This window comes from Paenibacillus sp. J22P143 (assembly GCF_059692035.1).
The window spans coordinates 52,105-62,779 of record NZ_JCAUAQ010000028.1; the positions used below are offsets into that span (position 1 = coordinate 52,105).

The 10,675-nt window shown below is 43.4% G+C and carries 5 protein-coding genes; all 5 read left to right on the top strand.

What is annotated here, in order from left to right; all coding sequences use genetic code 11:
• Window positions 1-138: 138 nt before the first annotated feature.
• Window positions 139-1,443, top strand: coding sequence for an ABC transporter substrate-binding protein (locus AC58PQ_RS25250; protein WP_497246526.1), 1,305 nt, complete (start codon window positions 139-141; stop codon window positions 1,441-1,443).
• Between the two features lie 109 nt (window positions 1,444-1,552).
• Entirely contained in the window at window positions 1,553-2,431 is an 879-nt protein-coding gene (locus AC58PQ_RS25255; protein ID WP_497246528.1) for a carbohydrate ABC transporter permease, read from the top strand.
• Complete coding sequence (locus tag AC58PQ_RS25260; RefSeq protein WP_497246530.1) at window positions 2,428-3,249, top strand: carbohydrate ABC transporter permease; 822 nt, start codon at window positions 2,428-2,430, stop codon at window positions 3,247-3,249. The genes AC58PQ_RS25255 and AC58PQ_RS25260 overlap by 4 nt, the downstream gene beginning before the upstream one ends.
• A gap of 445 nt (window positions 3,250-3,694) precedes the next feature.
• A complete protein-coding gene (locus AC58PQ_RS25265; RefSeq protein ID WP_497246532.1) occupies window positions 3,695-9,022 on the top strand; it encodes a LamG-like jellyroll fold domain-containing protein in 5,328 nt (1,775 codons plus the stop codon).
• Window positions 9,023-9,257: 235 nt separating this feature from the next.
• Window positions 9,258-10,675 (top strand): cohesin domain-containing protein (locus tag AC58PQ_RS25270; protein WP_497246534.1); only part of this gene is annotated, 1,418 nt, incomplete at its 3' end.

Below are 10,675 nucleotides of genomic sequence, written 5' to 3' on the forward strand. Positions count from 1 at the left end.
TACCTCCAAAAAGTAGATTTAATCCACGCCTACAAGTAGATATCCTGCATTTATCAAAAGGATTTAGAAGATTATAATAAATTCAAAGTTGACTGGCCAGTCACACTTATTAAACCAATCAATCAGGGGGAAAGCAAGATGAAAAATAAGCGTTCAATAAAACGTTTTTCCATAATACTAACTTCACTGCTCACCATGATTATTTTCCTAGCCGCTTGCGGAACGGACAATGCCAAAACAGTTGATAGTTCGGCTAAATCAAGTAAAGGGGTTACGCTCAACATCGCGTCTATTGGCGACTGGGTTAAAGATGTAGATCGAAAACTTGCTGAATCATTTACGAAGGAAACAGGAATCAAAATTGACTTTCAAGTCATGGCTGAAGACCAATATGCAAACGTTCTCAAAACTAGGCTGGCAGCGGGAGAAGGTCCTGACATCTTCTTTACTTGGGGAGCAGCTAACGCTTTTCAATTCCTCCCGGATAAGAACTTTGCGGATTTGTCGGGTGAGCCTTGGGTAAAAAATTTAGATGAGATGGCTAAACTTGGCGTCAACTATGAAGGCAAAATTTTGGCTTGGCCCACAGGCGTTGGTCAAAAGGGTTGGGGCTTGATGTATAACACAGAAGTTTTCGATAAATTAGGCTTACAAGTACCGAAAACCTATGAGGAATTTATTGCTGTATGTGAGAAAATTAAAGCGAGCGGAATGAATCCAATCTATGAACCGCTCAAAGATAACTGGCATCCAGGGTTATGGTTCTCCGTCATCGGACCGTTGGCTAACAACAATACACCAGGCCTATATGATAAATTGAATAGTAATCAAGCTAAATTTGCCGAAGTCAAAGAATTCGAAACGTACCTTACACAATTAAAACAAGTGTATGACAAAGGCTATTTCGGTAAAGATTCCTTATCGGATACTTGGGATAAAGCACCTGATGCTCTGAAATCCGGGAAATACGCGATGTTTTTCTCCTTTGCTATCTGGGACGGTTACATCAAAGAGAAAGATCCACAAGGTGATTATTCAAAATGGGGCATGTTCCCTGTACCGTTTGCAGGAAATAGCATGTATGCGCCTACAGTCGAGCTCATGCGAGTCGCGAATAAGAATAGCAAAAATCTCGATGCAGCCAAACAGTATCTTCAGTTTATTAGCAAAGAAGATAACTTGAAGACGTACTATGATGCACGAAAAGATGTGCTTCCAGGATTCAAGCCGTTCCCATCAGCGGAATCGGAAAAATCGAAGCAATTAACAGCCAATTCGAATGGGAAATTTAATATGTCCATGGAGAATGGCATTAAATTCTGGGATAACACAACGGAAGGAAAATACGTAATTGATATGTTATTAGGCGGAAAAACGCCAAAACAGGTACTGGAAGCCTTTGATGCAGATCGACAAAAACTTTTTAATGCCAATGTCAAATAAAGATAAAAGACAGCAAACATGAGCATGGCAGAGACCTGTTAGATGATGCTTTGGACAATCCATTTTTGTTCCATCTAACAGGTTCTGTTTATAAAGAGGGGACATTCGTATGAGAAATATCAAAGTGTATTCCGGAGGTTTTTTAGTGCCGGGGCTGCTAATCTATGTGACCTTATTTTTGCTGCCTTGCATCATTGGTTTCTATTACTCTTTTACGAATTGGAATTCCATGAGTGATACAATGAAATTTATTGGCTTAGATAATTACAAACAGATTTGGTCTGGCGGCGCGGGCACGCTAAAAGTATTTTATAACACAATGCTGTATGCATTTGGAACGACTGTGTTCAAAATTGTGCTTGGTTTGATTCTAGCGCTACTTTTAAATGAGGGAATCCGATCGAAAAATGTGTTGCGTATGATTTTCTTCATGCCCATTACGCTTTCTCCGCTCATTATAGGAATCATTTTCGCACAAATTTTTTATCCAACCGGGATTCTAAACGACTTTCTAAGGTTTGTTGGGCTTGGTTCATTGGCCCATAACTGGATTGCTGATCCCAAAGTAGCGTTGTGGTCGAGTATGTCTGTCGAGATTTGGAAGGCGAGCGGGTTTTCAATGGCTATTTTTCTAGCAGGTTTGCAGATGATTCCGAAATCTTTGTATGAAGCTGCAGATATTGACGGGGCGAATCGTTGGGGCAAATTCAAGCATATCACGCTGCCGTTGCTCATGCCTTCGATTTCTATTAATTCCGTTTTAGGCGTCATTTCTGGACTGAAGGTATTCGATATGATTTATCCATTGACCAATGGTGGACCAGGCAGAGCAACTGAAGTCATCAACATTACGGTCTTTAATGAGTTTTCAAAAGGAGATTATGGGTATGCAACTGCACTGGGCGTTATCATGTTTGTATTCATTACGATCATTTCATTCGCGGTGTTAGGTGCCTTCTCTAAAGCAAATGAGGTGGAAATATCATGAGAACGTCAACCGCAGTCCATCTCTCGAAAGAAATCATGATGTGGATATTAACGCTGCTCGTCTTGGTTCCCGTATTTCTGGTGCTGCTGAATTCCTTCAAACCAACCGCTGAAGCTAATTATATGAATTTCCATTGGCCGAGCTCTTTTCACTTGGAGAACTATGTAAAAGTGATTCAAGGAAGTCATTTATTCCGTAGTTTTCTAAACAGTATGCTCATTTCAACCTCGACGGTGATATTAACATCATTGACATCTTCTATGTCTGCATTCGTACTTTCCAGGAACAGAACTCGTTTGAATAAAGCGATCTATTATATGGTTTTATTAGGCTTAGTAGCTCCGATGAACATGGTGGCAACATTTAAAATCATGCAAATGCTGCATCTTCTGAACACGATGCCCGGTATCATTTTATTGTACTCAGCTATGTTCATACCGTTTAGTGTGTTTTTATACTTTGGATTTATTCATGGGGTTCCCCGAGCACTGGATGAAGCTGCAATTATAGACGGTTGTAGTGGACTTCAGCTCTTTGGCAAGGTGATCCTGCCACTATTAAAGCCAGTGACCTCAACAGTGCTCATCATTAATTTTCTAACTAGCTGGAACGATTTCGTTATTCCCCTTTACTATTTGAACTCCTCGAAAAAGTGGGGAATGATTATGGCCATGTACAATTATTACGGTTCCTTCTACTCACAATGGAACAATATGTGCGTTGTTATTGTACTGACGATTGTGCCTATTCTAATCGTATATTTGCTAGGTCAGAAATATATCATCTCGGGGATGACTTCAGGAGCGGTGAAAGGCTGAATGGAGTTAACTCTATGGATCAAACTGCAAGAATCATTTGTTCATGGGGAAAATAGCCCGATACGAGTTATAGGACTCGTATCGGGCTATTTGTGCGTTTAGCAGATTTTTTTTTTATTTTGTAAATGTTCACTTTTTGGGATGATTATATAATTTTTAAGATATTCAATTGATAACTATAAAATTAATATTAAATCATTAGCATTGCAGGGCTAACACTGTGATTTATTCTCAACTTTTTCAAAAGTATTACATGATTCGCTAAAAGAATACGGCATTTGTAATTTTATGGTAGCGTTTACAAATCGTTTACAAAACTCTTAACGAGATAAATTGAGAGTCTTGAATTATTGAGGGGGGTGATAACAAGTTAATGATTAATTTTAGCCGTATTAAGTTCACTGGTTTCGGAGGAATTATTTAAATAATTAGGGAGGTACAACGAATGTCTTTCGTAAAAAGGTTCAAAAAATTATTGCTATCCCCACTCCTGATCGTTGCATTGGTAGGGAGTACTGGCCTTGTCACTGTGCTTTTTCAGGGACAAAGCTCTGCAGCAGGTGGGCAAAATCCTGCGTCAGGTCCCATCTTCAGCTTTATGTCCATATCCGACATTCATAGCAATACAGCGAATCTCGCAAAGGCATTGAAGGACTCTGTCGATAACAATGTCAGTGCCATCACTGTAGCCGGGGATATCACCAATTTTGGAAGAGATGATGAATATGACGCTGTCTTGAATACGATGAATGCAACACAACATGCTCCTGTATATTATACAATTGGGAACCACGAGTATGACTATATTGATAATTACGACGATAACAAGAATAGATATGTAAATAGAACAGGTATGCCGGGATTGTATTATGATAAGTGGATCGAAGGTTATCATTTCATTTTTTTAGGATCTGAGTCTAAATGGGTGCAATATATTTCCGACGAACAGATCAGTTGGTTGGAGCGCACGATAGCTCAAGATGCCGACTCGAACAAGCCGGTATTTCTGATCATACATCAGCCATTAGATAATACTGTATCTAAAACATATCTTGCTGATAATTATGCTCAGAGATATTTAGGAATTGAATATAGGCAGCAGCAGAAAATGAAGAATATTTTGGAGAAATATCCGCAAAGTGTTTTTGTTTCAGGACATCTTCATGACGATATTAAATATCAAGGCAATTTATACAGTGACAAATTCTCAGCGGTAAGAGATGGAGCTATTGTAACAAATGGGGGTCAGGGACTCATATTTGATGTGTATCAGGACAAGGTGAGCATTAGGGGCAGAGAATTCACTACGAGTCAAACAGTATGGAATGGAACTATACAACGGGGGCCGAATACAACCGGCTTGTACGAAGCCGAAGATGGTGTATTCTCATATGCAACCATGAACGATGATGTCAATGTGTCTGGCGGCAAATATGTAAATATGAACAACGCAAGCGCATATTTGGACATGAACAGGGTTGACGGAGGCGCTTCTGGCGGCAAAAAAATATTGAAATTCAGATATGCTGCCGGTGCGGCGGGTACCAAGGGATTATATGTAAATGGAGGCAAGGTTCAGACACTCAGCTTGCCGGCTACAGGAGGAATAAGTTCCTATAACGATTATGCGGTAGAGATCGAGCTGAGGCCGGGTTCGAATAACATCATCTCCCTTAGAAGCGATGGCAACGCAACAGGCGTGAATGTGGACAAATTCCAGCTGATGGAGAGCGTCAATGCCAGCACGATGTGGGGATTCAACAGCAATGGCAACGACAGCATTCCGAACGGGTTTGGTGCAACCCTGAATGGAAACGCGGCTTATGATACGGCTGATAAAATGGAAGGTTCCGCTTCGCTCAGCCTGAACGGCGCTGACGGTAACTATGCAAGCGCAGGTCTTGTATCGACAAAAACAGACGATATAACATTAACAGCCAAGGTGAAGTGGAATGGCGCAACTTCGGGCTCGCAACAGATCTTGTCGAACGGGGACGGCCTTACCAATGGTTATTCGATCATACTGGACCATAACCAGGGCGATAAGGTAGCCATTGCGCTTGGCGGACAGACGATTCTTGGATCGCAGACCGCCTTGACTGCGGGACAATGGACCAATGTCACTGCGGCAAGAAGAAGCGGTACGTGGGAGCTAATTATTAACGGCAACAGCGTACCGGTAACCAATAATACGACAACTCCAGCTATACCAACAACGGGAACATATATCGGTGCAGACAGCAGCGGTAAACAAAGCTTCAATGGACGTATTGATGCCGTAAGAATTTACAATCAAGCTTTGTCTACAGATCAGATAAAGGCAATTGCCAATGAGACTTCTGAAGTTAAGTTGAGCAGCATCTCCATAACCAATCTGCCAACAAAGCGGAGTTATACTTTAGGTGAGAGAATTGATATTAGCGGCATGACAATAGTTGGTACTTACAGCGACGGTTCTACACGGAATATGAGCGTAAGTGCAGACAATGTAACCGGATTTAACAGTGCAACCCCGGAAATAGGCCAGATCTTAACGGTTACGGTGGGGGGAAGGTCTGCCACATATACTGGTGATATATTAAATCGGCCCGAACTTGTCATACCTGGCAAAGTGGAAGCGGAATATTATGATGCTGCGCTTGGGATTTCAACAGAGAACTCTCCCTATTGGATTGCAGGGTCAACCAACACGGAGGGAACACCGGATGTATCCTTTACAGATAAGGGAGACTGGATGGAATACAAGGTAAATGTAACAAGCACAGGATTGTATAAATTAAATTACAGGGTAGCTGTCGACTCTGGAAATATAGGCAAGATTAATTTCATCGTGGACGGTGTTTCCCAAAAGGTAACAACATTGCCTTCAACTGGAGGCGCTCAAAATTGGTCGACCGTATCCGACATGGTTCACTTAAGTGCTGGCATTCATACCATAAGACTGGGCATAGAGGCAGGAGAATGGGGCAACCCCAAAAAAAGCACGTACCTGAACTGGTTTGAATTAGTAAATTGGGTTGATAGCCCATTAATCAGCATCACAGCTCCAACTATCACCGGGGTGGCAACCGGATCGGCGAAGACAGCGGACGCCCTTGGATTGCCAACGACTGTAGCCATGGTTACCGTTACAGGCAGCGTGGAGGCCAATGTGACGTGGGATGTAGATGCTTCAAGCTATGATCCGGCTGTAAAGACTGCACAAACCTTCACTGTAAATGGAACTGTAACCTTGCCACTTGGGGTGGTAAATCCCAATAACGTACCATTGAAAACAAGCGTCAATGTAACTGTTAATAAGATCTCTCAGTCACAAATGACGGCAACGGCGACAAGTCAGCAAACTGGAAATTATTCGGCATCCTTGGCGATTGACGGAAACCCAGGAACGTTCTGGCATACAAATTGGTCTAAACCCGACGTTCTCCCCCAATCGATTACCTTAAACCTTGGAGGAACCTACAATATCAATAAACTTACTTATTTGCCTAGGCCATCAGGCGACAGCAGTAATGGAATAATTACAAATTATAATGTATATGTAAGTAGGGATGGGCAGACCTTTACTAAGGTTGCAAGTGGAAGTTGGGCAAACAACTTTGCGGAGAAAAACGTAATTTTCACGTCGGCAAAAGCATCATATGTCAAACTTGAAGCAACGGCGGGCGTTGGCGGCTATGCACATGCTGCGGAGATTAATGTCTTTGGAGATTCTGACTTGACGCCTACGAATCTCGTGAGCATCACAGAGCCAGCAGCCATTACAGGATTGAGTAATGGTACTGACAAAACAGCAGCCGCCTTTGGATTGCCAACAACCGTACAACTGGTTACTGATGCAGGAAAAGAAGATGCCAATGTGGTATGGGACGTAGGGGCATCCTCGTATGCTGCGTCGCAGACGACGCAGCAGATCTTTACTGTAAGTGGGACTGTAACACTGCCCGGAGGTATGTTAAATCCGAATCATGTTGCGTTGACAACGAAGATTAGCGTGACAGTCTTGCCTGAAAAGCCTGCCGAACTAATAGCCCACTGGAAGTTCGACGAATCTGCTGGGACGACCGTAGCCGATTCCTCAGCCAACGGTATCACGGGGACTGCGTATAACAACCCGACTTGGACCGCTGGTAAGTTCGGTGGAGCAATTTCTATGAATATGGGTTCTACACTTAATCAACGTGTTGAGTTTCCATCTACGAAATTGAATCCAACGGATGGACAGACCGTGGCGCTGTGGTTCAAAACTACTGAACCAAATGGGGCTTTCACCAACGAAAATATCTACCGCCATGATGGGCATTTCAATGCCTTGCAGTTGTCTGCTACTTCTGGAACCCCGCGTGTCGCATATTGGCCCTCAAGTGCAGGCAGTTATGTATCTGTTCCTTGGAGTGGTTGGGCGACATACAAAGATAACAATTGGCATCATTATGCAGTAACTTACGATAAAAATACAGGATTAAAGATCTATGTGGATGGTGTTCAAGTAGCCAGTAACAGCACCAACGTCGGAGCATTAAAGACATCGGCTACTGCTGTCGTGTTAGGAGCTGTACAAGGGGGGGCCGGCGAAAATTTCAAAGGATCTCTGGACGACGTTCGCGTATATAGCAGCGCGTTAACCCAAAGGCAAGTACAGGAAATAATGAATCCAGTTTCGTCGATTTCTGTAAGTGGCGCAGGCGGTGCGAATGCAATCTCAACCAAGAATGGCACACTGCAAATGCAGGCTGACGTTCTGCCCGTGGCTGCAAACAACAGAGTAACATGGAACGTCTACAACGCCGATGGAATCTCGGCAACGGATAAAGCGACGATCGATGCGAATGGTTTACTTACGGCGATAAAAGATGGACCAGTGAACGTAGTTGCGACAGCTGCAGACGGCAGCGGTGTAAAAGGACTTGCTACGGTAACGATCAGCGGTCAAACTGCGCCAATGATGCCTCAGGCTACCCTGACTGGTTTACAGCAGGTGAACTCCGGCCAAACCTTCAATTTGACGATGGGACTGACCGACGTTACGCAAAGCGTATACCAGCAAGTGTATGGGCAAGATTTGACGCTTCACTATGATCCGATGAGTTTGCAATTCAATTCGGTTACATCATTAAAAGACGGATTTAGTGTCATCGATCAAAACGAGACGGTGCCGGGACAAGTCCGGATTGTGGCTGCCAGCGTGGGCTCGAATGTGCTTGCCCAAGGCGATCTGCTCACATTCAACTTTACGGCTAAGTCTGTAACACAAGCAACTTATCGTTCGGTAGTTTCAGTCGACCATTTTGTGATTGCCAACAGACAGGGGAATGAGTTGCAGGTAGGCGGAGCTTCCCGCGAAATACAAATTAGTAAACCTGTAGAACCTGTAGACAAAACACTTTTAATTGCTTTGATCGCAAACGCTCAGGCTAAGTATAATGCAGCTGTGGAAGGAAACGGGGACGGCCTGTATACGATTGGAGCCAAAGCGCAATTGCAGTTGACGATCGACACGGCTAAGGCGATAGCAAACGATTCGAGTGCAGTAGGGCAGCAGGTGGATAGTGCGAAATCCGCATTGGAAGCAGCAATACAAGTGTTTGAAGCGAAGAGAATAAACGCAGATATCAATGGAGGCGGTGTCTCTATTGGAGACTTGGCTATTGTTGCAGTAAATTACGGAAAACAACAAGGTCAGTCAGGTTGGAATGTATTAGCGGATGTAAATAAAGACGGCAAGGTTGGCCTTGAAGACCTTGTAATCGTAGCTTTAGCGATTTTGAAGTAAAATATCAAGGAATATATCGGCAATGAAATGGGGGGGAGAGCTTATCTCCCCCCTTTCTTCCCCGAAATGTAAAAGAGTGACGTAGTTGTTCACTTTTAGGGATAAATATATATTTTTTTGGATACTCAATGTACAAATGAAAATTTAATATTAAATCATTAGCATTGCTTATGCTGCGACTATTGCGTCGCCGATATGCCAATTACACTAACAATTTTTGGAAGGGCGGAGTACTTTGATTTTAAAAAAACTTCTCGCATTCAGTCTGACGTTTCTTTTGACTGTATTCATGCTTCCCCAGCCTCTTATTCATGCAAACCCTAGTCCGAGCTTTTTACTTTCCATCACGGAGCCAAGCATATCGGTGGGTAATAACTTTGAAGTGAAGGTAGAAGGAAAACAATTAAGTAATATGTACGCATTTGAAGTTAATTTATCGTTTGATACAAGCCGTTTAAAGTTTGTTGAAACTGTCATCGAAAAGAGTGGCGGTTATACAGTGAAACCTATTGTGGATGGGAATAAAATTCAAATCGCACACACGCAAGTGTCTAACACACAAGGCCAGAGCGGCGATGTGACGCTGGCTACGCTGAAATTTCATGCGGTTAAAGAAGGATCGGCCGAAATTGTACTGCACAACGTAAAACAGGTAAACCTGGTGGATTCGAACTTAGTGATTGACGTTGTTCAAAGCAATAGCAAGGTATTGGCTACTATACAAGCACCGAACATTATCATAATTCCTGCTATACCTGCAGGTTTGACAGCTACAGCAGCAAGCGATTCACAGATCAACGTAACTTGGAACAATTCAACAGATGCAGCGGGTTATGACCTGATGGTAGACGGAGTCGTTCAAATGGACAGCTCAAGTCCGTTCGCACACACTGATCTTGCAGCAGACTCACCCCATACCTACAAGGTGAGGGCAAAGAATTCGGCAGGGTTCAGTGAATGGAGTACAGAGGTAAGTGCATCAACGCTCAACAAAATTCCTGCTGTACCTGCAGGTTTGACAGCTACAGCAGCAAGCGATTCACAGATCAACGTAACTTGGAACAATTCAACAGACGCAGCGGGTTATGACCTGATGGTAGACGGAGTCATTAAATTGGACAGCTCAAGTCCGTTCGCACACACTGATCTTGCAGCAGACTCACCCCATACCTACAAGGTGAGGGCACAGAATTCGGCAGGGTTCAGTGAATGGAGTACAGAGGTAAGTGCATTAACGCTCAACAAAATTCCTGCTGTACCTGCAGGTTTGTCAGCTACAGCAGCAAGCGATTCACAGATCAACGTAACTTGGAACAATTCAACAGATGCAGCGGGTTATGACCTGATGGTAGACGGAGTCGTTCAAATGGACAGCTCAAGTCCGTTCGCACACACAGGTCTTGCAGCAGACTCACCCCATACCTACAAGGTGAGGGCACAGAATTCGGCAGGATTCAGTGAATGGAGTACAGAGGTAAGTGCATCAACGCTCAACAAAATTCCTGCTGTACCTGCAGGTTTGACAGCTACAGCAGCAAGCACTTCACAGATCAACGTAACTTGGAACAATTCAACAGATGCAGCGGGTTATGACCTGATGGTAGACGGAGTCGTTCAAATGGACAGCTCAAGTCCGTTCGCACACACAGGTCT